At 50.4% G+C, this 25,387-nt stretch carries 18 protein-coding genes; 1 reads left to right on the forward strand and 17 read right to left on the reverse strand.

Going from position 1 to position 25,387, the window contains the following annotated elements; translation table 11 throughout:
• The 12 genes from EKL15_RS23450 to EKL15_RS23505 all read right to left on the reverse strand — a co-directional run bounded on the left by EKL15_RS23450 (position 1) and on the right by EKL15_RS23505 (position 16,885).
• On the reverse strand, positions 1–1,320 hold the full coding sequence (locus EKL15_RS23450; RefSeq protein ID WP_100396915.1) for an ABC transporter ATP-binding protein: 1,320 nt from the start codon (positions 1,318–1,320) through the stop codon (positions 1–3).
• A complete protein-coding gene (locus tag EKL15_RS23455) occupies positions 1,310–2,143 on the reverse strand; it encodes an ABC transporter permease (protein WP_100396914.1) in 834 nt (277 codons plus the stop codon). The genes EKL15_RS23450 and EKL15_RS23455 overlap by 11 nt, the downstream gene beginning before the upstream one ends.
• Positions 2,144–2,249: 106 nt before the next feature.
• A complete protein-coding gene (locus EKL15_RS23460) occupies positions 2,250–3,098 on the reverse strand; it encodes a glycosyltransferase (protein WP_100396913.1) in 849 nt (282 codons plus the stop codon).
• Positions 3,099–3,268: 170 nt separating this feature from the next.
• Complete coding sequence (gene rfbD / locus EKL15_RS23465) at positions 3,269–4,135, reverse strand: dTDP-4-dehydrorhamnose reductase (protein ID WP_060440339.1); 867 nt, start codon at positions 4,133–4,135, stop codon at positions 3,269–3,271.
• Complete coding sequence (gene rfbC, locus EKL15_RS23470; protein WP_049202254.1) at positions 4,135–4,668, reverse strand: dTDP-4-dehydrorhamnose 3,5-epimerase; 534 nt, start codon at positions 4,666–4,668, stop codon at positions 4,135–4,137. Before rfbC ends, rfbD begins: the two co-directional genes overlap by 1 nt.
• A 414-nt stretch (positions 4,669–5,082) precedes the next feature.
• Positions 5,083–6,099, reverse strand: a complete 1,017-nt coding sequence (gene galE, locus EKL15_RS23475) for a UDP-glucose 4-epimerase GalE (protein ID WP_100396912.1) — start codon at positions 6,097–6,099, stop codon at positions 5,083–5,085.
• A 145-nt stretch (positions 6,100–6,244) separates the two neighbouring features.
• Positions 6,245–7,618, reverse strand: a complete 1,374-nt coding sequence (cpsG, locus tag EKL15_RS23480; RefSeq protein ID WP_100396911.1) for a phosphomannomutase CpsG — start codon at positions 7,616–7,618, stop codon at positions 6,245–6,247.
• 14 nt (positions 7,619–7,632) lie between these two features.
• Positions 7,633–9,057, reverse strand: a complete 1,425-nt coding sequence (locus EKL15_RS23485) for a mannose-1-phosphate guanylyltransferase/mannose-6-phosphate isomerase (protein WP_100396910.1) — start codon at positions 9,055–9,057, stop codon at positions 7,633–7,635.
• A gap of 275 nt (positions 9,058–9,332) precedes the next feature.
• Positions 9,333–10,709, reverse strand: coding sequence for a TolC family outer membrane protein (locus EKL15_RS23490; RefSeq protein ID WP_089185733.1), 1,377 nt, complete (start codon positions 10,707–10,709; stop codon positions 9,333–9,335).
• Between the two features lie 2 nt (positions 10,710–10,711).
• On the reverse strand, positions 10,712–12,043 hold the full coding sequence (locus tag EKL15_RS23495) for an HlyD family type I secretion periplasmic adaptor subunit (protein ID WP_159317842.1): 1,332 nt from the start codon (positions 12,041–12,043) through the stop codon (positions 10,712–10,714).
• Positions 12,044–12,097: 54 nt separating this feature from the next.
• Positions 12,098–13,864 carry a type I secretion system permease/ATPase gene (locus EKL15_RS23500; protein WP_047728091.1) on the reverse strand — a complete coding sequence of 589 codons (1,767 nt, stop codon included), beginning with the start codon at positions 13,862–13,864 and terminating at the stop codon, positions 12,098–12,100.
• A gap of 381 nt (positions 13,865–14,245) precedes the next feature.
• Positions 14,246–16,885, reverse strand: coding sequence for a DUF4214 domain-containing protein (locus EKL15_RS23505; RefSeq protein ID WP_203090454.1), 2,640 nt, complete (start codon positions 16,883–16,885; stop codon positions 14,246–14,248).
• Positions 16,886–17,276: 391 nt separating this feature from the next.
• On the opposite strand from EKL15_RS23505, the gene EKL15_RS23510 reads away from it, so the two are divergent.
• Positions 17,277–18,335, forward strand: a complete 1,059-nt coding sequence (locus tag EKL15_RS23510) for a glycosyltransferase family 1 protein (RefSeq protein ID WP_203090456.1) — start codon at positions 17,277–17,279, stop codon at positions 18,333–18,335.
• 100 nt (positions 18,336–18,435) lie between these two features.
• Here EKL15_RS23510 and EKL15_RS23515 read toward each other — a convergent pair whose 3' ends face one another.
• The 5 genes from EKL15_RS23515 to EKL15_RS23535 all read right to left on the reverse strand — a co-directional run bounded on the left by EKL15_RS23515 (position 18,436) and on the right by EKL15_RS23535 (position 25,345).
• The gene (locus EKL15_RS23515) at positions 18,436–19,938 is read right to left on the reverse strand and encodes a hypothetical protein (protein ID WP_145958022.1); all 1,503 of its coding nucleotides are present in this window, start codon (positions 19,936–19,938) and stop codon (positions 18,436–18,438) included.
• Entirely contained in the window at positions 19,938–21,089 is a 1,152-nt protein-coding gene (locus tag EKL15_RS23520; RefSeq protein ID WP_157800494.1) for an O-antigen ligase family protein, read from the reverse strand. The genes EKL15_RS23515 and EKL15_RS23520 overlap by 1 nt, the downstream gene beginning before the upstream one ends.
• A 193-nt stretch (positions 21,090–21,282) precedes the next feature.
• A complete protein-coding gene (locus EKL15_RS23525) occupies positions 21,283–22,437 on the reverse strand; it encodes a glycosyltransferase family 4 protein (RefSeq protein ID WP_089185728.1) in 1,155 nt (384 codons plus the stop codon).
• A 96-nt stretch (positions 22,438–22,533) separates the two neighbouring features.
• Complete coding sequence (gene cpsG, locus EKL15_RS23530) at positions 22,534–23,913, reverse strand: phosphomannomutase CpsG (protein ID WP_089185727.1); 1,380 nt, start codon at positions 23,911–23,913, stop codon at positions 22,534–22,536.
• Between the two features lie 13 nt (positions 23,914–23,926).
• Positions 23,927–25,345: a mannose-1-phosphate guanylyltransferase/mannose-6-phosphate isomerase gene (locus tag EKL15_RS23535; RefSeq protein ID WP_100396904.1), complete on the reverse strand. Its 1,419-nt coding sequence runs from the start codon at positions 25,343–25,345 to the stop codon at positions 23,927–23,929.
• Positions 25,346–25,387: the final 42 nt, after the last annotated feature.

Consider the following 25,387-nt stretch of genomic DNA (forward strand, 5'->3'; position numbering starts at 1 on the left):
TTATTCCTCGTCCAACGAAATTTGTATTGGAGCATGGATAACGCCACCCAATTCACGCGACGACCAGAATTTCAGCCTCATCATCGGCCGACGCTGATCGAGTTCTTCCCTTTCCCCCTTGCCGACGCGAGCCAAGCCACAGTGCACCAGGTAATCACCGGAATTGATAGGCAGTTTGACTTTATATACGATGTGCTGCTCACCGGGTTTCAAAACGATAGGAACGCCAGCGGCAATGTTGCTGTCGCCCCAGATATCCCCCCCTTGAGCTTTGGAAATGGAAACGCCGAGCGCCACATCTTCGATGACTTCCGAAGACAAAATCCTGTAGTCTAAAGTTAGCTCTTCGCCAGACCGCACAAGAGGTTTTTCTGACAATGGCGTACCGTCAGATTTGTAGATCTGCAAACTTTCAATAATCGCACGTGCACTGCCAAAGCGTTTCTCCCCTACTTCAGCATTAGTCTGTTCCGCCTGAATGGCCTGAAGTGTCGCTACATCTTTGACATCAGAACATTCCGCACGCTGTTTTCTTTCTTTCGGCGAGTTTTGGGTCAACAGCATACCTTTTTCGTACGCGAGCACCGCGGCTAATACATCATGCGTATCACCAACCAGCTGGCCATCATTCATCACCAGACAACGATCAGCGTACTCAAGAATACTGCCGGTGGAATGGGTCACCATAATAATGGTGACGCCCTTAGCTCGAAGAGCTTCCATGCGCTTGTAGCACTTGTACTGGAAACCAATATCCCCCACGGCCAGCGCTTCATCGACAATCAGGATTTCCGGTTCGACGCACGCCTGGACGGCAAAGGCCAATCGAACATACATGCCGCTGGAATAGGTTTTTACCGGTTGGTCGATGAACTCACCAATATCTGCAAAATCAATGATTTCCTGAAAGCGAGCATCGACTTGTTCGCGCGAAAATCCTAAAACAGAACCGTTAAGGTAAACATTGTCTCGACCGGTGAATTCAGGGTTAAAACCAGCACCCAACTCCAGCAAAGCGGCAATTCTTCCGTTAACCTGGATCTCCCCTGCCGTTGGCGTTAGCGTGCCGCAAATCATTTGCAGCAAAGTCGATTTGCCAGCACCGTTACGCCCGATAATACCGACAGTTTCACCTTTTTTGATGCTGAAAGAGACATCTCGTAAAGCCCAAAACTCGCGAAAATAGCGCCGAGATTCGCGACGCGCAACTCGTTGTAGTTTAGGAGCGAAAAACTGTTTCAGACGATCGCGTGGGCGATCATAAATCTGATAACATTTGCTTAATCCCTTGACTTCAATAGCTATTTCATTAGAGGACATCCGCAAACCCCTTTCTGGTTTTCTGGAAGAAGACATAACCCAACCACGCCACCGCAGCAGCTGCCAGGGTATATACCATCAGCCCCTGCCAATCTGGCAGAGTCCCCCAAATCAATACGTTACGTGCTTGTTCAATAATGAACGTAAGCGGATTAAGCATAATCCAGATTCGGTATTTCTCCGGCAGCGCGGTAATCGGGAAAAAGACCGGTGACAAAAACATCATTACCGTTGTAATAATCACCGTGGTTTGGCCTACATCTCGGATAAATACCCCAAGAGATGCCAGCACCCATCCCAACCCTAGGCAAAAGATCACCAGTGGCAGGAAAACCAAAGGAATAAACACAATGGTCCAGTGCAAAAAGCCGTTAAAAAGAAAGAAGGCGCACAACAAGACAACCAGGCTAATCAGAGAGTGAAACAAGGCTGCGCATAGGCTGATCACGGGCAGCGTCTCCAGAGGAAACACGACTTTTTTAACGTAGTTGGCATTTCCTAAGATAATCTGCGGCGCACGGTTGATCACTTCGGCGAAGAAACCATGCACAATCATACCTACAAATAAAATCACGGCGAACTGTGTGCGACTCTCATCGCCCCCTACTGACCAACGCGCCTTAAAAACCACCGAAAAAACAAAGGTGTAAACGACCAGCATGAACAATGGGTTCAGGAATGACCAAGCCAAGCCCATCGTTGAACCTTTATAACGACCGACGACTTCTCTCTTGGTCATTTGCGCAATCAACGACTTGAACCCCCACAAAGTGCGAAGGAGGCCTAACGGCGTCAGCGGCCTATTTTTATGAGGGTTACTCATCATTTAGCTCCTTACCGTCTTCGGCAGCGTTGACCACTATCCGATCATCCACATATATTAACATAATCAACACCTTAAAAACTATCAAACATTTATAGCCGGGGGTTCAGCGACGATCGCGAGAAGAAGCCATCGGGATAGAATTCAAGTAGCGCTGGTTGTAACGACAGCGCTCCCGGTCAAAGAACCATCCCCATTTGTTAAAATAAAGAATCGCTGAGCGCATATGGTATCCCAATAAAGTTAGAGATTTATATGATCCCTTACCGAATACGTGTGTGATTGTAGTTCCTGAATAATACATAATATCAGTGAGTTCAAGCGCCCGTCGGCACAGATCAACATCCTCGAGATACATAAAGTAACGCTCATCAAACCCCTCCAAACGAGCCAGTAATTCCGACTTCATCAACATGAAACAGCCTGAAACGGAAGGCACGGCAAAGTTTTTCTCGTAGTCAGCATGTTGCAGTTCGTAGTCAATATCCATCTTAGCTCCCCATTTTGGCAGGAAGCGACGAAGCAAAAGGTTTGCCGGTGTCGGTAACAGACGACAACTATACTGAAAACGGCCGTCGCTATAATGTATCCGTGGAGAGACAAACTGGTGTTTCCCTTCGCTGGCGAACTGATACAAACTCGCCAATGCCCCCATCTCAAAACTGATATCCGGGTTACAGATCAAAAAATACTCGCAGGAGTCCAGGTAGCGGCTCATTGCCAGGTTATGTCCGTGGCCAAACCCGCCATTTCCCTTAGCAGAGATGTAGCTGATACGATCATTTTCCAAAGCATCGGCCCAATCGGCACCGCCATTATTGACCAAAACAATCTTTTCAACACAGCGCTCGGCCAAGAGGGACGTCAAGGTGCCCGCCACCTGCTCATAGCTGTGGTTGTATAAAACGATAGATGCAACGATCTGAAATTGAGATTTTTCTTGGTCTACAGCCATGCTGTATCTAGTTCCTAAACCCGTAATTTACCGCAGTCACAAAGTCATGCCATTAGGGTGGTTAAAAGACTGAACGTCAGGCCCATAAGCGATGTTAACGTTTCATCACCATGCAAAAACGCCAAAGGGGATAGTATTATCCCCTTTAATCTCATCCATTTGAAGGATCATCACTGAGATAATATCTTCTGGAGTACAATTTTAAGTTGCTGTTCCCATGGGCTAGGCTTCAGATCCAGCGCACAAATCTTGCTGGTGCTCAGAATCGAATAAGCAGGCCTGGATGCAGGCGTTGGATATTCATGGGTTGCGATAGGTTTGACATTCACCTGATGCGGATAATGACCTGAGTTCCCCGCCTCCCGGAAGATAGCGCAAGCAAAATCGAACCATGAAACCGCGTTATCGCCGCAGTAATGATAGATACCGTAAGGTAATTGAGGATGGGACAGCATAGCGATGGCCGTCGCCGCAATGTCTCCCGCATAGGTAGGGCAGCCGAACTGGTCGCTTACCACGCCCAATTCCCCCCTCTGTGCACCGACTCGCAGCATGGTTTTCACGAAGTTGTTGCCGTACTCGCTGAAAACCCAGGCCGTTCTGATCACTACCGTTTTCGGATTTGCCAGCAAAGCCGCATGCTCACCTTCGAGTTTCGTTTGCCCGTAAACGCTCTGGGGTGAACATGGCGTCTCTTCACAGTACGGTTCCGATGAAGTGCCGTCAAAGACGTAATCGGTCGAGATATGTATGAAAGGAATGTCTAACTTCGCCGCTGCTGTAGCCAGGAATCCTGGGCCGAGCGCATTGATCGCCCTGGCCTTTTCAGGCTCAGATTCCGCTTTATCCACCGCAGTATAAGCCGCAGCATTGATAATGGCATCCGGTACTAACTGTTCAACCGCTGCCGAAACGGCAGCGGAGTCCGCGATATCCAATTGCTGGCTGTCCATCGCCATCAGGGTCCAATTGGCAGGGAAACGATCGATAATACAGCGTCCCAGCTGCCCCGCAGCACCAGTCAAAAGTACACGCATTAAAAAAGCTCTCTAAACAGTTTTCCCTGCAGATCCTTTGGCGACAACAGCGGATCGCTGATTGGCCATTCGACACCTACTTCCGGATCGTTCCACAGTAGGCAACCTTCATTACTTGGATCATAGTAATCAGTGCATTTATATTCAAAATCAGCCGAGTCCGAAACTACGACAAAACCATGGGCGAGACCAGGCGGCACCCAAAGTTGGTTTTTGTTCTCTTCAGACAAGTAGACGCCAACCCACTTTTTGAACGTCGGCGACTCAGGACGAATATCGACGACCACATCGTAGACCTCGCCGCGTACCACCCTTACCAACTTACCTTGCGGTTTTGCCGTTTGAAAATGCAATCCCCGCAAGACGCCACGCGCAGAACGGGAGTGGTTATCTTGTACGAACTCCGCATCAATGCCGAGCAGCTCCTGGTATCGGCTTTTTTGGAACGTTTCCAAGAAAAAACCACGCTGGTCGCCAAACACTTTGGGTTCGATCAGCTTTACACCTTCAACCTGCGTCTCTATCACTTTCATTAGAAATTTACTCACAAAAACGTTACCCAGAGACCTCGAATTATGCTTATAAACACGCGTCGCCACCGAGTTTACACTTCACGTTTGAGGTCTTTTTGAACGAACCTTAAACAAACTCGCGTGCATATGACAGAAATAATATAGGGTCCGCGAAGGTTTGAGAGACTAGCACAATTTGCAAAAACATCCGACACCGTAACGTAAAAAAATACGCTGAATCTGTGTGGTTCTTGTTCAAGGATAAGATTTAACTCAATGGTTTTAAAATGAAATATAGGAAATGTAGTAGAAAGTTTTGCTGTATTTTCTAGGAAGCTGGTTACAATTTATCAAGTATCGCTTACTGATTGCCCAATGGTCGTTTTGGCCCCACCATTTATCCTTTCCTATAAACGATGGGGGTAAACTGCAGGATCAGCGCTGAAAACCCTTAGGATTTTTCTTCTGCCAGTTCCAGGTATCGCGCATCATATCATCGAGCCCCCTGCGCACTTTCCACCCCAGCTCCTGATAAGCCAGATCGGCGTTCGCCCAGAAGGCAGGCAGATCGCCGTCGCGGCGCGGCAATATTTGGTAAGGGATCGCGACACCGGAGGCTTTTTCAAATGCCTGAACCATCGCCAGTACCGAGTGCCCTACACCGGCCCCCAGGTTATAGGCCTTAAATCCGTTGAGCTTCGGCAGATGATCCATCGCTTTCAGATGGCCTTCGGCCAGATCCATGACATGAATGTAATCACGCTCTCCCGTCCCATCGTTCGTCGGGTAATCCCCGCCGAAAATACCCAGCTTTTCCAGTTTGCCAATCGCAACCTGCGAGATATAAGGCAACAGGTTATTGGGAATTCCGTTAGGATCTTCGCCGATCAACCCCGACTCATGGGCACCTACCGGGTTAAAGTAACGCAAGGCAATAATCGAAAACTGCGGCTCAGCCTTGGCGAAATCCTGCAGAATCTGTTCCACCATCAGCTTGGACGTACCATAAGGGCTGGTCGTGCCGCCGATCGGCGTCGTCTCGACGTAAGGCACCGGCGAATTGGCCCCATAGACGGTGGCGGACGAGCTAAAGATGAACGCATGTACGCCGGCACGGCGCATCGCATCCAACAACACCAGCGTGCCAGTAACGTTATTCTGGTAGTATTCCAGCGGTTTACGCGTAGATTCACCTACCGCCTTAAGACCGGCGAAGTGGATCACGCTCGTAATTGAGTGCGCTTCAAAGATGCGATGCAGACATTCGGCATCCTGAACGTCCCCCTGGTAGAACACTGCGGATTTCCCCGTCAGCTTTTCCACGCGGCTTAATGACTCGGCAGAAGAGTTCGACAAGTTGTCCAATACCACCACGTCTTCGCCGCGCTCCAGCAAAGATAAAACGGTGTGAGACCCGATGTAACCGGCACCGCCGGTGACTAGAATTGCCATATCAACCCCTTATACTTCGGTAACACCCTTTGTTTGACAAAAGCACCCCATTTAATAATGGATGCATCATACAACCTTCTGAGCGCACCATGAAGAAAGAGCGGCAAAAAGCCGCCCTTATCCTAAATCTTCAATGTACTAAGCGTTAAATTTTTGCAGCGAGCAGCGCAAGAATTTCATCAGTTTTCTCTTGCATCAGCGCAACATCGGCACGTGATTCGACATTAAGACGCACTACCGGTTCCGTATTGGAGGAACGCAGATTGAAACGCCAGCCTGCAAACGCCATACTGATGCCATCGGTGTAGTCCACCTCGTCGGCTTGCGCCAAATAGTGTTGCTTAACGCTTTCAATAGACACGGCCGGCTGGGCCAGCTTGATATTGATCTCACCGGAAGACGGATAGGCAGCAATGCGATCCTGTACCAGCTGTCCCAAGGTTTTCCCTTTCACACTGACCAACTCAGCGACCAGCAGCCACGGAATCATGCCGCTGTCACAATAAGCAAAATCACGGAAATAGTGGTGGGCGCTCATCTCTCCGCCATAAATGGCGTCTTCCGTACGCATACGCTCCTTAATGAAAGCATGGCCGGTTTTTGACATCACAGGCACGCCCCCGGCACCGGTGACCACATCGACGGTGTTCCAGCTCAGACGCGGATCGTGGATGATCTTCGCCCCTGGCTGTTTCTGCAGGAAAGCCTCCGCCAGCAAACCGACGATGTAATAGCCCTCGATGAAATCGCCTTTTTCATCAAACAGGAAGCAGCGATCGAAATCACCGTCAAACGCAATGCCCATATCAGCGCCATGCTCACGCACCGTATCGGCGGTATCCGCACGACACTCAGGCAATAATGGATTGGGAATACCGTTGGGGAAAGTACCGTCCGGCTGGTGATGCACCTTGATAAACTCTAACGGCACACCCTGCGCCTTCAGTTGCGCTTCAATGGCATCGATTACATGCCCCGCCGCACCGTTACCCGAGTTAATCACCAGCTTCAACGGTTTGAAGTTGTTCACGTCGACATAGGACAGAATGTGCTCTACATAAGCCCCCAACACGTCCTGGCGGACGTAGCTGCCGCGCATTGCTGCCGGTGCCTGAAACTGGTTTTTCTCCGCCAGCTCCTGGATCGCTCGTAGTCCGGTATCGCCGCTAATTGGGCGAGAGTCTTCTCGCACCAACTTCATGCCGTTGTAATCGATAGGGTTATGGCTGGCGGTGACTTCTACGCCACCATCCGTTTTTAAATAGGTCGTGGCAAAATAGATTTCTTCGGTCCCGGTTAAGCCGATGTCGATAACGTCAGTGCCCGCATCCTGTAAGCCTTTCGCCAGCGCCAGTTTCAGGCTTTCACTGGTCAAGCGTACATCGCTGCCCAATACGATAGACTTGGGCTTCAAATACTCGCCGTAAGCGCGTCCAATACGATACGCGATGTCCTCATTCAGCTCTTCGCCCAATTTTCCCCGAATATCGTACGCCTTAAAACACGTTAACTTTCGCATTGCCAAACCCTTTCTCAAACTCTGCCATATCGATCTTGCAAACGTTCAATATCATCTTCTTCCAGATAGCGTCCAGACCTGACTTCGATCATTTCCAAATCGATTTTTCCTGGATTCTCCAACGTATGGACACTGCCCGCAGGAATAAAAGTGGACTGATTCTCCGATAGGAAAAACTCTTTATCATCAACGCTAACTTTTGCTGTCCCACTCACGACCACCCAATGTTCAGCGCGGTGAAGATGTCTCTGAACAGAAAGTCCTTCCCCCGGCCGTACAATAATCTTCTTCACCTGGAAGTGCGTGCCGCTGTCAATGTCGCAAATCTTTCCCCAAGGGCGGTAGGCGGTAGAATGCTGGCGAAAATGATGAAGATTACGCTTTTTAAGCTCATCGACGATTTTCTTAACATCCTGCACTTTATCTTTGTGAGCGATTAGCAGCGCATCATTGGTATTAACCACGATAAGGTTTTCCAATCCAATGGTTGCGACCAACGCAGACTCAGACGCAATGTAGTTGTCACTGGAGTCGATCGAGATAACCTCACCCACGTTGACATTGCCCAACCGATCTTTTTCAGAAACTTCCCACAAGGAGGACCAGGAACCGACGTCGCTCCAGCCCGCATCAATAGGGATCACAACGGCATCATGTGTCTTCTCCATCACCGCATAATCGATGGAATCACTTGGGCAATGTTTGAAGATGTCTTGTTCAACCCGGATAAAATTCATGTCGCGTTGACTTTTAGCCACAGACTGCTGAGTTGTGCTGAAGATATCGGGGCTGAACTGCCGCAGTTCCTGTAAGAACTTGGCTGTCTTAAACATGAACATACCGCTGTTCCAGCTATAATCACCGCTGGCGAGGTATTCGACCGCTTTCTCCAAACGCGGCTTCTCAACGAACGAATCAACTTTGAAACACGCATTGGACAGGTGGCCGCCACGTTTGATGTAACCGTATCCTGTTTCCGGATGCTCAGGAATGATGCCAAACGTGACCAGCTGGTTGTTGTCTGCAAACGACACGGCCGTCTGAATCGCTGCGTGGAAATTGTCCACTTTCGTGATCAGATGATCGGCAGCCAGCACCAAAAGCATGCTGTCTTCGTCTTCTTCAGCAGCAAGATGAGCGGCTAACGCCACTGCTGGCGCAGTATTCCGTCCTACGGGCTCTAAAATAATATTGGTCGCTAATTGCCCAATTTCACGTAATTGCTCCGCAACCAAGAAACGGTGTTCCTCGTTGCAAATGACCAGAGGAGAGGCAACTTCGATGCCAGACAGACCGGTCAAACGCTGTAACGTCTGTTGCAGCAGGCTCATACCACTGTCATCAATAGACAAAAACTGTTTAGGGAACGATTCTCGCGACATCGGCCACAGACGACTCCCAGTGCCGCCGGCCATAACCACAGGAATTAGTTTGGACATTATCTACCCTTTACTCCGCCATATTTCCTAAACGAAGACGCCACATTTCACTGACATCATCATTCTAAAATTCATACGATCATCAACCAATCGCTACGTTTTTGCTAAAAGTATAAATTCCTCTAACCTACCGCCCTTTAACAGGAATTATGTTCAGAAATAAACCCGGCGAGTAAAAACACAGGAGGAACAACCAGTCGATAACATAACGTATTAACGAAAAAAAGAGCAGCTTGGCGCTGCTCTTTCAGATTAATGCTTATAGTGAAAATCCACTAGCGATTGCGGGCAAAATACTGCGCCACGCGCAGCACATCCTTCTCATCCAACGTGCCGGAGTCGCTCAGCAGGGTAATCCAGGACTTGATGTAGGTGTACTTGGCAGAGGCCAGATCGCGCTGGGCGCTATAGAGCTGCTGTTCGGCGTTGAGCACATCGACGTTGACGCGCTGCCCCGCCAAAACGCTCTGCCGGGTCGCCGTCACCTGCGTGGTCGCCGACTTCACCGCCAGCTCGTAGGCCGCCAGCTTGGCTCGGCTGCTGATGCACAGATTGAACTGTTTGCGCAGATCGTTCAGCGTCGAGCCAACCTGCGTGTCCATCTCAGCCATCGCCTGGCCGTAACGTGCCGCCGCCTGCCGCGTTGAGGCCGCCACACCGCCGCCGGAATAAATCGGCAAACTCACCTGCACCCCGATACTGTCGGTACGGTATTTCTGATTAACCGTGTTGTCGCTGCTGGAATCGTTCTCCGAATGCGAAGCATAGAGTTGCACACTCGGCATAAAGCCGGCGCGGTTTCTCTCTACCTCGTATTTTGCCGCATCGACGCCGTGGCGCGAGGCGGCCAGCACCGGGTTATTCTCCAGGGCGATCTTTTGCCACTCTTCAAACTTCGACGGGATCAGCGGAGCCACCTGGAACTTGCCCGGCCGTAAGACCTGCAGCTCATCCAGTTGATTCAACGGCACGCCGATGATCACCTCCAGCTCGCGCTGTGCGGCATCCAGCGCGTCGCGCGCCTCGATCACCTGCGCCTCGGCCAGGCTGTAGCGCGCCTGCGTTTCGGAAACGTCGGTCAACGTTCCCTCACCCGCGCTCATCAGCCGATCGTTCAACGCCAGCTGCTCTTTATAGGCTGTTTTTTGCGCCTCGGCCAAGGCGATTTGATCTTTGGAATAGGCCACTTCGACGTAGGCGCTGATCACCCTCACCGCCAGATCGAGCAGTTTGCCGCGGTAGCGTTCATCCGACATCATCGTCTGCGCCACGCCGCCTTTGTAACGCGCATAGGCCTCATAATCGAACAGCGGCTGCGTCAACGTCACCGAGCTGGAGTAGCTGCGGTACTGCTGACGCCGCGTCGCTTCCGTAATGTTGCCAAAGAAATCGCTTTGCGGGTACTTCTGCGTTTGCCAGTTGCGCGGCGAATTCTGGTAGTTCAGCGATACCTTCGGCAGCAGCCCCGCCCTGCCGATATTTTCGTTCTCATCTCCCGCTTCTTTTTCTTTTATAGCCGCCCGGAAGGTCGGGTCCTTTTCTAATGCCAGCGAATATGCGTCTAAAATCCCTATCGAATAAACCGGCGCAGACATCGCAAACAAAAGGGTGCCGATAACCAGACCGGCAGCCTGTCGTTTTGAATGAATCAAAATTATTCCTCGGTTAATGAAGTATGAGCGCGATCCAAAATAGGTTTAAACAGATAGCTCAGCAGCGAGCGTGACCCCGTTTTCACGAACACTTCCACCGGCATCCCCGGCTTGATGTCCTCGCCACTGAGCATTTTCATGCCCTCCGGCGAGACCGTGACCTGCATCTGGTAGTAAGGTTCGCCATTGGTTTTGTCGACCAGACGATCGGCGGAAACCAGCGTGACCGTTCCCGGAATTTTCGGGGTTTTGTTTTGGTTGAAGGCGGTAAACATCAGATCCACCGGCAACCCGTTGTACACCTTATCGATCAGGTCGACTTTGAGGCGAGAATCCACCACCAATGTCGCCTGGCTGGGTACCACGTCCATCAGGTGGTCACCCGCTCCCACGACGCCCCCCTGAGTGAAGATATTCAATCCGACCACGGTGCCGTCCACCGGTGAGGTGATGGCGGTGTTGCCCAGATCGAAATCGGCCATTTGCAGCTTGTTACGGAACTCGCTGGCGTCCATTTGGGTTTGCGCCAGCTGCGTTCTGACTTCGCGCTGATAGTCGGCGAAGCGCTGATCGATGCGTTGCTGAGATTCCTGCAGCTGCTTTTGCAGTTGGCCAATCCGCCCGACGGTTTCATCGATGCTGCTGTTCACCTCGGCGAACTGGCGCTGAATTTCCAGATAGCGGTTGCGCGGCAGGTAACCGTCCGCCGCCAGCTGTTTCATGCTGTTCATCTGCTCACGCAGGCTGGAGAGTTGGATCTGTTTGTTGGCACGTGAGTCCTGCAGGCCTTTCAATTGGAAACGGATCCCGTCCATCGACTGCTTATAACCGTCAATTTCACTTTGCAGCCCTTGGCGACGGGAGGCGAACAGCTGCGTCTGCAGCGCAATGATCTCCGCGACACGCGGCTGAGCCTTAACCTGAGCGAAAACAGGGGAAAAAGTGACCTTGCTCAGACCGTCCCGTTCAGCCAGCAAGCGCCCTTCGGTCGCCAGCGTGGTGTAATACTGATCGCGCAGCGAATCGACCTGCGCCTGTGCCTGCACCTGGCTCAACTGCACCAGGACTTCGCCGGCTTTCACCTTGTCGCCGTCTTTCACCACGATATTTTTGATGATGCCGCTGGCCGGTGCCTGCACCGTTTTACGGTTGCCGGAAACGGTTACCGATCCCGGCGACGCGACCCCTTTGTCCAAAGGTGCAAACGCCGCCCAGGCCAAGAAACCGAACACGCCCACACCCAGCGCCAACCACCCGAGACGGGTATAACGGCGCTCATCCAGCGGGATCTGTTCTGAGTACGAGTCATTCGGCTCGCCAATATGCGTAGACATACCAACTCCTTTGACTGCCGGCGACGCAACGGCGCCGCCAGGCCAGTTCACGGCTTAATTAATTTGAGTTTTAGGAACATCGCCTTCATCCGGCTCGGAGTTCACCGCACGCACCGCCTGCGTAGGCACCTGCGCTTTTTGCGCATTCGCCAAGGCCTGCAGCACCTGCTGCGTTGGGCCAAACGCATTGACGTTCCCGTTAACCAGCAGCAACAGCTTGTTGGTCATCGCCAGCAGATTGGTGCGGTGCGTAATCAGGATCACCGTCTTATTCCGCTGTTTAAGGAACGTAATGGCCTGGTTCAACGCCCGCTCGCCGGCATCGTCCAGATTGGAGTTGGGTTCATCCAGCACGATAAGAGAAGGATCGCCATACAGCGCGCGCGCCAAACCGATACGCTGTTTCTGACCGCCGGAAAGCCCGGCGCCCCCGCTGCCAATAACCGAATCATAGCCATTGGGGAAGCGCAGAATCAGCTCATGCACTCCGGCCAACTTGGCGGCCTCGATCACTTTCTCCGAGTCCAGCTCGTTGAAGCGGGCGATGTTCTCCGCGATGCTGCCGGCGAACAGCTCAATATCCTGCGGCAGATAGCCGATGTAAGGCCCCAGCTCGTCCTTGTTCCACTGGTAGATGTCGGCGTTGTCCAGGCGCACGATGCCTTCGCTGACCGGCCAGATGCCGACCAGCAGACGCGCCAACGTCGACTTGCCGGAGGCGCTTGGCCCGATAATCCCCAGCACGTCTCCCGGCTGAATGGCGAAGCTGACGTTATGCAACACCGCGCTCCCCTTCGAGCCGGGCGGCGTCGCGGTCACCCCTTCAACGGAAATCACCCCTTCCGGGCGCGGTAGCGACATGGCGGTACCGCGCGGCGGATGCTGCTCCAACAAACGCACCAGGCGCTGGTAAGCCAGCTTGGCGGAGCTCCAGCTTTTCCAAACGTTAATCACCTGCTCGATAGGCGCCAACGTGCGCCCCATCAAAATGGAACCGGCGATCATCATGCCCGGCGTGATGTGCCCATCGATCGCCAGCCAGCCCCCCAGGCCCAAAACCAGCGACTGAAGCGACAGACGCACAAACTTCGTGATCGACGTGACCCGTGATGCCCGTTCGCTGGCGATGCGTTGGCTGTTCAGGAAGCGCTGATGCAAACTGAACCAGCGCCCCTTCAGGTTGGGTAACATCCCCAACGCTTCAATCACTTCGGCATTGCGCAAGTTGGTGCTGGCCAGATTGCCCGACATGATTGAAAGCCGGCTGGCATCCGCCAACGGTTTCTTCGACACCACCTCGTTGATCACCGCCAGGGCGATCAACAGCAAGGAGCCCACCAGCGCGAACAACCCCAGCCAAGGGTTAAACAGGAAAATCACCAGCAGATAAATAGGGAACCACGGCGCATCGAAGAAGGCGAACAGCGCACTGCCGGTCAGGAATTGACGCACGTTGGTCAGATCGCTCAGCATCTGGCCGGCATCGGAAGAGCCGTTCTTTAAATTCGCCTCGTAAGCCGCCGTATAGATACGCGTATTGAGACGCATATCCAGCTGGCTGCCGATGCGGATCACCACCATGCTGCGCACGTATTCCAGCAAGGACATCATGCCGAACATACCCAGCATGATCAGCGTCAGCATTAACAGCGTGATTTCATTGCGAGAAGGAAGCACCCGGTCGTAAACCTGGAGCATGTAAATGGAAGGCACCAGCATTAACAGGTTAATAAACGCAGTGAATATACCAACGGTCCAGAAGACTTTACTGCGCGTCCGTATAACATCCGCAATTTCGTTGCGCGGGATAAATTGATTCACGTTCTGCCCTTACATCATGTGCACTGTCAGTCCAATCCGCATTGACCTCTTCCCTAAAGAAATTCCTAAAAAAGAATTATCCCGAGAAGACTCACCCCAAAGAAATGCCCGAGACTGCAGATACTTTTGTTAACTATAGGTAGAGAAAGTGAAAACCGGCAAGGTAGGGTATAAAAAAAAAGCCGGTCATCACGCCTTAAAAAGGCATGATAAAACAGAATGATACGGGAAAATGAAAAAGCAACGGGAAGATAACGAAATGGAATAACTTAGAGAGGATGATGCTGCTCACAAATTTAAACATGCGGGGGAATAACCTCCCCCGCATTATTTAAAACTCAATAGTTCCACAGGGAATTATTGGCTGTTGTGGTTTTACTCTTAAGCGTAGTGCAGAGTATCCACCAATTGCTGGTGGTTCTGGCCAGTCAGGTAAATGACGGTATCGTTAGCATCCAGCGTGTGGTTATTGTTATTGTCAATAATCACATAGGAGTCAGCATTGTTACCTGTACCACTGAACACCACCGAGGCCACGCCCACCTTCGCCGTCAGCGAGTTAGGATTGCTCAGGCCCAGGATGCCGCCCAACAGACCGACAACGCCGGTAGTCAGACCGCCAACCAGTGAACCTAACAGCGCATCCAACGTATCTGAAGCGCGAGTACCGTAATCCGCCACCGCGGTACCGGTGTTGGACAGGGTCAGGCCGGAAGCCGCATCCACGATTTTGTCTTTCGCAGTGCTGAAGTCGGTGATGGTGACCCCCGCCTGCGAAGTACTGGATTTCAGATCGTAGATATTCGCCCCGGTGCCCCCGGTCAACGTGGTGTTACCCAGTACGTTGAAGCTGTCGGCCGTGGACGTCCCTTCTACCGTCAGTTGGTAACCGTTCAGACCCAGCGTGTTCAGCAGCGGGGTCAGCAATGCGGTGGTAACCGCACTCAGTGGCAACGCGTTCAACAGCTGCACGATAATACCGTCACCGGTACCCGCATGGCTTGAATCCAGGTTCAAACCGCCGGTATTGGTAGAAGCGTTAACGTCACGAACGTTGCTGAAGCCGCTACCCAACGTCAAGTTCAGCGCATGGTCACCGGTCACGTTGACAGTCTGAACCTGCGCATTGGTGCCTGCCAGGGACAGAATGTTGTTGAACGAACCGGTACCGCCGGAAGCCACGTTCACCGTCGTCAGCGCGGTGCCCAACAGCGCACTGCTGCTGCTGTTCAGGCTGATGGCGCCGGCATTCACGTTCGCCGAGCTCACTGCATCAAAGTTGATGTTAAAGTGATCGGTGGCGTTTTGGACGAAGGTGAAGTTCAGCGTACTGGCTGAGGTCGCATCGCCTTTCACTTCCAGCTGTGCGGCGTTACCGCCGGCAGCGTTGATGACGTTGACGTTAGCCAGGCCGGAGATCACGAACCCTTGCGCCCCCAGGTTGGTCGCCGCTGCGTTCTGGGTGACCGTACCGCCCGTAGTACCTTCTACCGTAGACGTGCCGTTGGTCAGGCCAAAGTCGAAGGTGTTGGTTGGCGTAGTGACGCTGGTGGTGGTCGGTGAACCAATCAGCGGTGTCGTAATCAGCGTACCGACAGACTTACCGATATAACCGGTCAGATCAATCTGCTCAAAGTTCGAGAAGTTGTTGGCGTTGCTGGTCACGGTGCTGGTGCGAACGCCCAGGGCGTTCTGGTTGGTCACGACGGTTTTGGTGATGAAGTTGGCAGAGATGGAATCCGTGCCGGTACCGCCGTCAGCCTTGACGGTATTGGCAACGGTGTTCGCACCGCCGGAGACCGCGTTACCCGCCCAGTGCAGGCTGTCGTTGCCGGCGCCGAGGTTAAACTGTGCGGTCCCGGTCGCGATGTTAGCCGTCGAAGTCACGACCACGTTGTCTGAACCGGAGCTGGCGTTCAGAATGACGTTGCCGTTGTTGACAGTCACCGCCACGCCAGGGTTGACGCCGTTATCAGACAGGTTCACCGTCGCTGCGCTGGTGCCGTTGATGGTCAGGTTAGCCAGATGATCGGCGAACTTCAGGTTGACCAGGCTGGCGGCGTTGGCGTTCAGTTGAACATCAGTCAGCACCGCCGTCTCTGCGTTGCTGATCTGATGAGAAATGCCCGAGTTGATGGAGCCGGTTGCGTTGCCGCCGGCGGCGGTGGCCGTCAGCGCCGCGGCAGTTTTGTAGACCAAGCTGGTACCAATGTTGTATTCAAAAGCATGCTGATTGGTCACTGTAGCAGCATCGGTCGCCACTGAACTACGCAAATCGTTGATAATAGCCTGAGTGATAACGGACTTGTCCGTTCCCAGCGCACGATAGGTTGCCAAAGCACCGGCGCTAGGATCGACACCATAAACACCTTTATAGACATATTGGATAAAAGCGTCACCACTTAATTTCGTCCCCTTTTGCTGGAATTCAGAGGAATAGATGAGGCTCTTAACCAGCGACTGGAATGTATTTCCTGGTTGAAGTACATAGTTCGCCCAATATCCAAGACCGTTGGAGTCTGCAGCCCGGTAGGCACCAGCAAGATACACTGAGGCAACTTGTTCTTGAGCACTAAGCGCCACGCTCCACTGGTTCCAAGCTGCAGAACCATAAGAGCTATAGAGCATAACGTCCAGATGGCCTTCTAACGCGGACTGCGAAGAAAGCGTCGCGCCATCAAAGCCCTTGTAATTGAGCAAACCGTCGATAGCGTTAAAAATGGCATCGTTAAGAGAAGTGGTATTCAATATGGTCTGCAGCGCCGCATCCGCTGGTGAAGAACCGTAAGCTTGCGTATAAATAGCTTTTAAAATTTCCAACGGGCTTTTCGATGCGTATAGAGCCTGCCCTGCCGCAGATGTTATTAATCCGCCAATATAATCCTGTGCCGTTATTTGTCCGGTACGAATTTGTCCCGCAGCGCTATCAAATGATGTAGGACCAGTAAAGGTGTTTTGGCCGAGAACCGCATAAAGTATAGCAGCTACTTCTTTTTGATAAAACAGTACTTGAGAAGCCATGATAATATCCTCAAAAATTCAAAATTGAAAAACTCAATCCTAAACGTACTCCAAAGAGACATTAGCCACACAAAAAGAATGGATGCATGCAAGATGCGATCGCAACTCACGCAGCCAATGTCGAGGATAAGAACAGTTCAAAAGGGTAAGGTTGTCAACACGACAAAGCTTAATGTCGCACACCTGAATAAATTCAGAACAAAAAACCAAAACAAGTTGATTTTTAGTTAAAAAAAACAAAGCCAGCATTAGAGAAGCCGTGGCTACAACTGCCGATGCTGTCGCCATAGCACTTGACTAAAATGCTCAGATGACGCACGATTGCTGTCATAATCGGCGCCTGTTTAAAGATAATAGCCAAGTACTCTTAAAAAGATAATAGCTAAATACGATGATATATATTAATGCTCGTTTTTTGACGCAGGAAATAACTGGAGTTCAAAGATTTGCAGAAATGATTTCATTAGAACTATGTAAAAAATACAATGATATTATTTTTGTCTGTCCGCAAGGAGTGTTGAGGCCGAATGTTGCGCGAAAATTGCGTGTAAAACAAGTAGGCTTCTCACATGGGCATCTATGGGAACAAGTTGAGCTTCCCGCTTACTTGATGAGAAAAGGCTCTCCATTGCTGATAAACTTAGGAAGCACCGGTCCTATCGCTTATAAAAATAAAATCATCACTCATCATGATATCACCTATCTAAGATATCCCGAAAGCTACTCCAGAAGTTTTCTTTTATTTTACAAGCTTTTGGTGCCGATGATGATTAGAACGTCCAAGCATCTTCTCACAGTGAGCGAATTCTCTAAGAGAGAAATAACCAACGCTTATCAATACCCACAAGATAAAACCTCTGTGATTTATAATGCCGTAGAGGATAAGTTCCAGCCCAAACAGCAAGATACTCCCGACGTTTATTTTCTTGCTGTTGCATCAAAAAACTTTCACAAGAACCATCGCGGAATGATTGATGCTTTCCAGGCATTAAAAGAAAAATTGCCAAGCAGCAGAAATATCAAGCTAAAAATCATTGGGGACTTGTTCAAGGAATTATCTTATAAGAATCATAATACCGGAGCGAAAATGGAAGATATAGAATTTTTAGGGCGAGTAGATGATGATGAGTTAATTAGGCTCTATCAAAACGCTTACGCTTTCATATTTCCATCATTTTATGAGGGCTTTGGTATTCCGCCACTGGAGGCGCAGGCATGCGGCTGCCCCGTGCTGGCCTCGAATCAGGCGTCTATCCCCGAGATCTTGGGAGAGAGCGCCCTGTACTTCAACCCATTCAGTGGGAATGAAATGATTCACGCAATGGAGGATATTCTGCGAGAGAATGAACTGCGGTTGCAGCTGATTAGGAAGGGGCATGAGAACATTAAGCGATTCTCATGGAAGCTATCGGCGGAAAAACTGATTCAGATAGTAAGAGGTATTGGTTAATATAATAAAAACGAAATTTATAGTATAAGCAGCACATATTGAACATTCAGAAGAAACGCATATTGCTGTCAAACCGGACAGACATCACTAAATAATGCGTTTATTTCATCGAATATTGCAACCGGCTTGCCACAAAAGAAATATCTACGATCCACTGGCGCCCATCACTGCTGGGCCTGGTTATGCTTAACATCGATTTGTTGAACGATATGATGGAATCATGTGCCAGTTTCGACTTCATCGGCGAAAGAGCCGTGTCAGATATCATACCATTGCCATCCCGATCAACAGCAGCAAAGATCAGTTTCCGCTCAATCCCCGCCGGCGACATGATAGAAACGTCTATAAAGGCGCTTTCTCCAGAGTTAAACTTGATAACATCAACGCTATCCGTTTGTTCGAATGTGCCGGAGAGAGAGGCCGGATTTCTAATGTAGTTAACCGAACCATCAGAGTTAGCCTGGAATCGGCTGCAAAACACGGTCTTGGTTGTAGCCAGATTTTCACTCAGGCAAACGACACTCCCCACAATGTACAGCACCCCACCAGAAACCAAATCGATAGTGTTTTTCGGATGCTTTTCAACCGTTATAATTCCATAAAAATTAGAACGCGGTAGTCCGTCGTGTTGAATAATCGGTGAGGAAGATAGCCCCCTGAAAACGTGAATTGACATCGGTGCATTATACACCAGGCAGTTTTTGCCGATTAAAACATGCGGTGAGTTATCATCCTTGGTCTGCTGTTGAAAGATGCACTCACTCAACCCCGTGCCATGAAAAGACTCATTGCCTTTGTCTCTTTCATAAGAAATTCCCGTGCTGCACGACGCAGAAAAAGTACATTTATCCAGAACGTTAAACTCACTGAATCCTTTACTGCTTTCGTTTATCATCCTAATGCCAATATGGCAGTTTGAGAATATACAGCGTTCAATAGAGAGGCCACACTGGTCAGCAACAATAAGAACGCCATTATTATCCCCATCACCGGAGAAATGAATCCCGGAGATATTGGATGAACAGAGAATACCGGATCCGCCCTTAATTTTCATGAAGCTATTGCTTGAAAACTTCAGGATTGTTCCTTTGTCAGCCCGACGTCCGCCACAACCGATAAGGTTTGGGCAGGAGAATGAAGCTTTCTTCTCAACAATACCTGAATGATAATAGACACCAGAACCATATGATATATCAATACCTTCTTGATCGGCGTAATTGATAAGATTTATATGATCGGCAGTATTATCATATTTCCCATCGGGAACCATGCCGGCAAACGAAGCGTCAATGGCGCCCGTTCTATCCATAACCCGTGACCACACGCCGTTCGCAGAAGGGTATGTGGTTATCATGTTAATTTTGATGTCGTTGCCTACCGAATGAACAAGCAAACCACCGCCAATGCATCCTCCTTCATGATAAGACAACAGGCAAGCGATGGCACCGTTTTCTGCGGTGCCTGACTTTAGGCTGGCGACACTGTCGTATGAAGTAGCACCGCCCGGCCTGGCGACGTTATCCTCACTCCTCCCTGAAGCGGAAATCGGTAATGCAACCGCAGCAGGTAACGCAATGCTCAGCAACTTTCTACGAGATACCATTAACTCCCCTCTTCACGATGACGATTGGCATAAGAAATCTGCCCCATGACCATACCTATCAACATCCAGTAATATGGCCGCATAAAGTTAGACTCCAAGAATAATGCAAGCATAGCGACAATAAGCGAACAAATGATAACTGGTACACCAGATTTGTCACGGTTTGCCTCTGTAAGCAGCTTAAAATGCCATATCATCCATACAAACAGCGCTATCCAGCCACATGTCGCCGCGATCTCAAAATAGATATTAATAGGCTCATTGGCCAATGGAGACAGATAGTCCGTCATCCCAGTGAATTTAGGCAGATATGTGATAGTTGTGTACTCTTTAAAGTTCCCTATCCCAATCCCCCAAAAAGTATGCATAGCCGTGTCATAGGTCAGTTGCGCCCGTGGCCATCTGTTTCCAGTTCTATCCATTGCCGCATCAAAGAGATTGGCTGAGGTGGCGATATTTTGGAATGTCGTAGATATGAGATCGTTGTTATTTTCAGAGTACCAAGATAAACCCACCCAGGCAACGGCGCACATCGCCCCCATGACAACTAACTTTTTAAACTTACCTTTTCCATACAATGACAATACTAGCGCTGCGATTATGAATACGAAGATCATATTCGCACTTTTAGTTGTATACAATGCGACCATAATGAAGAAAACATCGATCGGCGATGTATACTCATTTTTATTGATATCCTTAACGCCCCCTTTCAGGTAACGACTAAAAATCAGTACGACATAGGGCGTGAGGGAAAGAGCGAAGTATGATGGCTCATAGTATAGAACCTGGGCTCGAAACTGGATCCCGGAAAAATAAAGTAAAGCACCCAAGATAATCTGAATACGGTAAGAGTCTCTTATTCCGATTAAAGCCTGGTATTTGTCTTTTAGAATTAAATGCCGGTAAACGACAGAAATTGAAATGTAATTAAATATTATCCATAAAACATACCCTATCGATTTCCCTTGGTTAGACGAAAAGAGAACCGACGGTAAACAGGCCAGTGCGAACAAAATAACAAAGACAATCCATTTATCAACGGTTCTTCTGCTAGCGATCAAATAGAGGCCATAGCAAAGCAATGGGATCAGCGTGAGTCGCAATCCAGAAAATTGAATGACGTCAACACTGACCAGCAGCGTTGCCACAAGAGCAACCAACCTAGTTTTACTTATATTCATTTTCTCAAACCAAATATCATTAAGATAATAATTAGATCACCTGCCCTTATAGCAACACACTTAAAAAACTCATGTATTCTGCCTGAGCGGACTAAGCTGCAAGCTTGCTAACGACAATTGTATACTCAATGGATAATTATCCATTAAAAATTAATATATCTCAATAATGAACTTCTTTTCTCTCTTCAAAGAGGTTCCACTTCTCTTGCACATAGTCCCTCATCTCGCGCTGGAATCTTTCCTGCGAGAAACGCAGCGCATTGGCTCGGCAGTCGGCAGGCAGAATGCTGCCTTCCAGGTTGTCAAACTGCTTCACCGCGTTGATGACATCCGCCACGTTCTGTTGAGCAAACAGGATCCCCGTCGCAGCTTGAACACCATGCGGCCGGACCGTTTCTAACGCTCCCCCCTTGCCAAAAGCGATGACCGGCGTTCCACAAGCCTGCGCCTCAACCGGCGTAATGCCGAAATCTTCCTCCGCGGCGAACACGAAGGCTTTGGCATTCCGCATATGTTCTTGCATCACGCTGTTAGGTTGATAACCGAGGATCTCAATGTTTTTGGTCGCCTTTGACTTGATCTTCGTCATCTCGGAACCGTCGCCAACCACCACCAGTTTTTTATCCGGCATCTGGCTGAAGGCCTCAACAATCAAATCGATTCGCTTGTAAGGCACCATGCGTGATGCGGTAAAGTAATAATCTTCTTTATTTTCATTCAAGGTGAAGCGTTCGACGTCGACCGGTGGATAAATCACATCGGCATCCCGCCCGTAGACTTTCTTTATACGTCGTGCAATAAATTGCGAGTTGGCGATAAAGTGATCGACGCCGTTCGCCGTGCGGCAATCCCACATTCTTATTTTATGCAGTAACCAACGAGCCAGGTTGCCCTTAAGCCCCTTATCCATCCCAGACTCACGCAAATATTGATGCTGCAAATCCCAGGCATAGCGGATCGGCGAGTGAACATAGCTGATATGCAACTGATCCGGCCCGGTCAGAACCCCTTTGGCCACCGCATGGCTGCTGGATAAAATGACGTCGTGTTTTGAAACGTCCAGCTGCTCAATGGCCACCGGCATTAACGGCAGATAGGTCTGATATTTTTTTCTGGCCTTCGGAAGACGCTGAATGAACGAGGTCGTTGCTTTTTTATTTTTGAACAGCTGCCGATTCTCGTCAGATAAGAAATCAACCACTGAATACAAGTCAGCATCTGGGAAAATGTCAATAAACTCAGCAATTACCTTTTCAGCCCCCGCATACGTCACTAACCAATCGGCGACCAATCCAACGCTTAAATCCCGAGACATGTCTACACCTTATTATCAGAATTTTATTTCACATGAAGCTAGCAATAAAAAAAATATAAAGATGGGCAATATCATCCTATTGCCCATCCAAGAAAATCATTCGCTACGCAGCAGCTGCAGTATCTCTTCTGTCTTTTCCTGCATTAGCTCAACGTTGGCGCGTGACTCCACATTCAACCGCACCACCGGTTCCGTATTCGAACTTCTCAGGTTGAAGCGCCAGTTGTCATACTCAACGCTAATACCGTCTGTGTGATCGACGGCATCGGCTTCCATTTCGTATTTACCCAAAACCCGACCGATCGCTTCTTTAGGATTGTTTAAAGAACTGTTGATCTCGCCCGATGCCGGATAGGCGGCCACCCGGTCGTTCACCAGCTCGCCCAAACTTCTGCCTTTAATGCAGAGCAGTTCGGCCACCAACAGCCACGGGATCATGCCGCTATCGCAATAATAGAAATCGCGGAAATAGTGATGGGCGCTCATTTCCCCGCCGTACACGGCATCTTCCTTGCGCATACGTTCTTTAATGAACGCATGGCCGGTTTTCGACATCACGGGAATGCCGTAGGCCTTTTCAACGATATCGATGGTATTCCAGCTCAAACGAGGATCGTGAATAATGCGTGAACCCGGGCTTTTCTCAAGAAATGCCTCGGCCAGCAAACCGACGATGTAGTACCCCTCGATAAAGTTACCGCGCTCATCGAACAGGAAACAGCGGTCAAAATCGCCGTCAAAGGCAATCCCCATGTCTGCCCCGTGCTTAAGCACCGCATCGGTGGTGTCTTGCCGGCATTCCGGCAGCAGAGGGTTAGGAATGCCATTCGGGAAATTACCGTCCGGCGCGTGATGAACCTTGATGAACTCGACCGGCAGTCCGGCGTTTTTGAAACGAGCCTCGATCGCATCAATGACATGCCCGGCAGCGCCATTGCCGGAGTTGATCACCAGCTTCAGCGGACGAGTGAAGTTATCCAGCGCCACAAAGCTCAGTAACTTCTGCACGTACGCATCGAGTATTGAAAGCTGCTGATAGCCGCCGCGCGCAGCGTCATTCACCGCAGGGAAGCTATTGTTCTCCGCCAGCCGCTGTATATCGCGCAGACCGGTATCACCGCTGATCGGTTTGGACTCCTCACGCACCAGCTTCATGCCGTTATAGTCCATCGGATTATGGCTGGCGGTCACTTCAATCCCACCATCCACTTTCAGGTGCGACGTCGCGAAATAGATTTCCTCGGTACCCGAAAGGCCGATATCAATCACATCCGTGCCGGAGTCTTGCAGGCCGCGCGCCAGGGCCAATTTGAGCGACTCGCTGGTGAGGCGCACATCGCCGCCGAGCACCATGGTCTTGGGACGCAGATATTCTCCGTATGCGCGCCCGATGCGGTAGGCGATATCTTCATTCAATTCGCTTCCCAGCTTCCCGCGAATATCATAGGCTTTAAAACACGTTAATGCTTCTGACATGATCTCTTCCTGTTCAGCAACTGCTGTAATGATCTTTGATACGAATAATGTCATCTTCACCCAGGTACGAACCTGATTGGATCTCAAGCACTTCCAGCGGGATCTTCCCTGGATTCTCCAACATATGGGACGCACCGGCAGGGATAAACGTGGACTGATTTTCCGTCAGCAAATAGCTCTTCTCATTGAGCGTCACCTGTGCCGTGCCCGATAACACCACCCAATGTTCAGCGCGGTGATGGTGCATCTGCAAAGAGAACTTGCCGCCGGGTTTCACCGTCACCCGATTGACATGGTAGCGAGGCGTATTGACGACCTTATCGTTGCGCCCCCACGGGCGATATGACTCGCGATGCAGACGATACTCGCGCCGGTCGCTTTTCTTCAGATGTTCAACGACTTTTTTCACGTCTTGCACCTGCGATTTATCAATCACCAGCACCGCATCTTTGGTGCTGACTATCACCAGGTTTTCTACGCCGATGGCCGCAACCAGTATCTCATCGGTGTTGATGTAGCAATTGGCGGCATTGTGGGTAAAGATGTCGCCGTTCAGCGAGTTGCCGTCGTTGTCTTTCTCGTTCACTTCCCACAATGCGGACCAGGAGCCCACGTCATTCCAGCCGGCATCCAGCGGAACAACCACCGCGGAGGAGGTTTTCTCCATAACGGCATAGTCTACCGATTCATCCGGACAAGCCGTGAACGCCGCGGTATCGACACGAATGAAGTCCTGCAATGCATCCGGCTGCAAGGTTGCCATTGCCTGCCGGCACGCGTCCAAAATATCCGGGCGGAAAGCCTCCAACTCTTCCAGATAGCGCTTCGCTCGGAACAGGAACATCCCGCTATTCCAATAATATTCACCGCTGGTCAGATACGCTTGCGCAGTGTGCAGGTCCGGTTTCTCCACGAAACGCCGAACGGCGAATGCCGGGGTTGCATTTTCCTGCGGCGCTCCGCGCTGAATGTAGCCGTAGCCTGTTTCCGGGCCGGTCGCCACAATACCGAAAGTCACGAGTTTTCCCTGCTCGGCAAATTGGATAGCGGAATCGACCGCCCGATGAAACGCATCGACGTTCTCGATAACGTGATCGGCGGCAAGCACCAACAGCAGAGGATCTTCACCTTTGGCGACCTCGCTTAACGCTGCCAAGGCGATAGCCGGCGCCGTATTGCGGCCGACGGGTTCGAGAATGATGTTATTGGCCAATTGGTCAATCTGCCGCAGCTGTTCGGCGACCAGAAAACGGTGCTGCTCGTTGCAGATGACCAAAGGTGCGCCGACATTCAGACCTTCCAGACGGGATACCGTCTCCTGCAGCATCGACTGTTCGCCGTGCAGGCGTAAAAATTGCTTGGGATAAAGCTCGCGAGACATTGGCCATAAACGACTGCCCGTGCCACCGGCCATGATTACAGGAAGAATCATTGTTATCCTCAATTATTAAGTTAAGTGCTCATGCGTCGCGGT

It is taken from the genome of Serratia sp. 4542, assembly GCF_016805595.1.
In the GTDB taxonomy this organism is placed as follows: Bacteria; Pseudomonadota; Gammaproteobacteria; order Enterobacterales; family Enterobacteriaceae; genus Serratia; species Serratia nevei.

Excerpts from the sequence above, each read along its gene's own strand:
- galE (WP_100396912.1), bottom strand. The coding sequence starts at position 6,099 with ATGGCAATTCTAGTCACCGGCGGTGCCGGTTACATCGGGTCTCACACC.
- EKL15_RS23455 (WP_100396914.1), bottom strand. The coding sequence starts at position 2,143 with ATGAGTAACCCTCATAAAAATAGGCCGCTGACGCCGTTAGGCCTCCTT.
- EKL15_RS23485 (WP_100396910.1), bottom strand. The coding sequence starts at position 9,057 with ATGTCCAAACTAATTCCTGTGGTTATGGCCGGCGGCACTGGGAGTCGT.
- rfbD (WP_060440339.1), bottom strand. The coding sequence starts at position 4,135 with ATGCGTGTACTTTTGACTGGTGCTGCGGGGCAGCTGGGACGCTGTATT.
- EKL15_RS23525 (WP_089185728.1), bottom strand. The coding sequence starts at position 22,437 with ATGTCTCGGGATTTAAGCGTTGGATTGGTCGCCGATTGGTTAGTGACG.
- cpsG (WP_089185727.1), bottom strand. The coding sequence starts at position 23,913 with ATGTCAGAAGCATTAACGTGTTTTAAAGCCTATGATATTCGCGGGAAG.
- EKL15_RS23505 (WP_203090454.1), bottom strand. The coding sequence starts at position 16,885 with ATGGCTTCTCAAGTACTGTTTTATCAAAAAGAAGTAGCTGCTATACTT.
- rfbC (WP_049202254.1), bottom strand. The coding sequence starts at position 4,668 with ATGAAAGTGATAGAGACGCAGGTTGAAGGTGTAAAGCTGATCGAACCC.
- EKL15_RS23535 (WP_100396904.1), bottom strand. The coding sequence starts at position 25,345 with ATGATTCTTCCTGTAATCATGGCCGGTGGCACGGGCAGTCGTTTATGG.
- EKL15_RS23495 (WP_159317842.1), bottom strand. The coding sequence starts at position 12,043 with ATGTCTACGCATATTGGCGAGCCGAATGACTCGTACTCAGAACAGATC.
- cpsG (WP_100396911.1), bottom strand. The coding sequence starts at position 7,618 with ATGCGAAAGTTAACGTGTTTTAAGGCGTACGATATTCGGGGAAAATTG.
- EKL15_RS23460 (WP_100396913.1), bottom strand. The coding sequence starts at position 3,098 with ATGGCTGTAGACCAAGAAAAATCTCAATTTCAGATCGTTGCATCTATC.
- EKL15_RS23450 (WP_100396915.1), bottom strand. The coding sequence starts at position 1,320 with ATGTCCTCTAATGAAATAGCTATTGAAGTCAAGGGATTAAGCAAATGT.
- EKL15_RS23515 (WP_145958022.1), bottom strand. The coding sequence starts at position 19,938 with ATGGTATCTCGTAGAAAGTTGCTGAGCATTGCGTTACCTGCTGCGGTT.
- EKL15_RS23510 (WP_203090456.1), top strand. The coding sequence starts at position 17,277 with ATGATATATATTAATGCTCGTTTTTTGACGCAGGAAATAACTGGAGTT.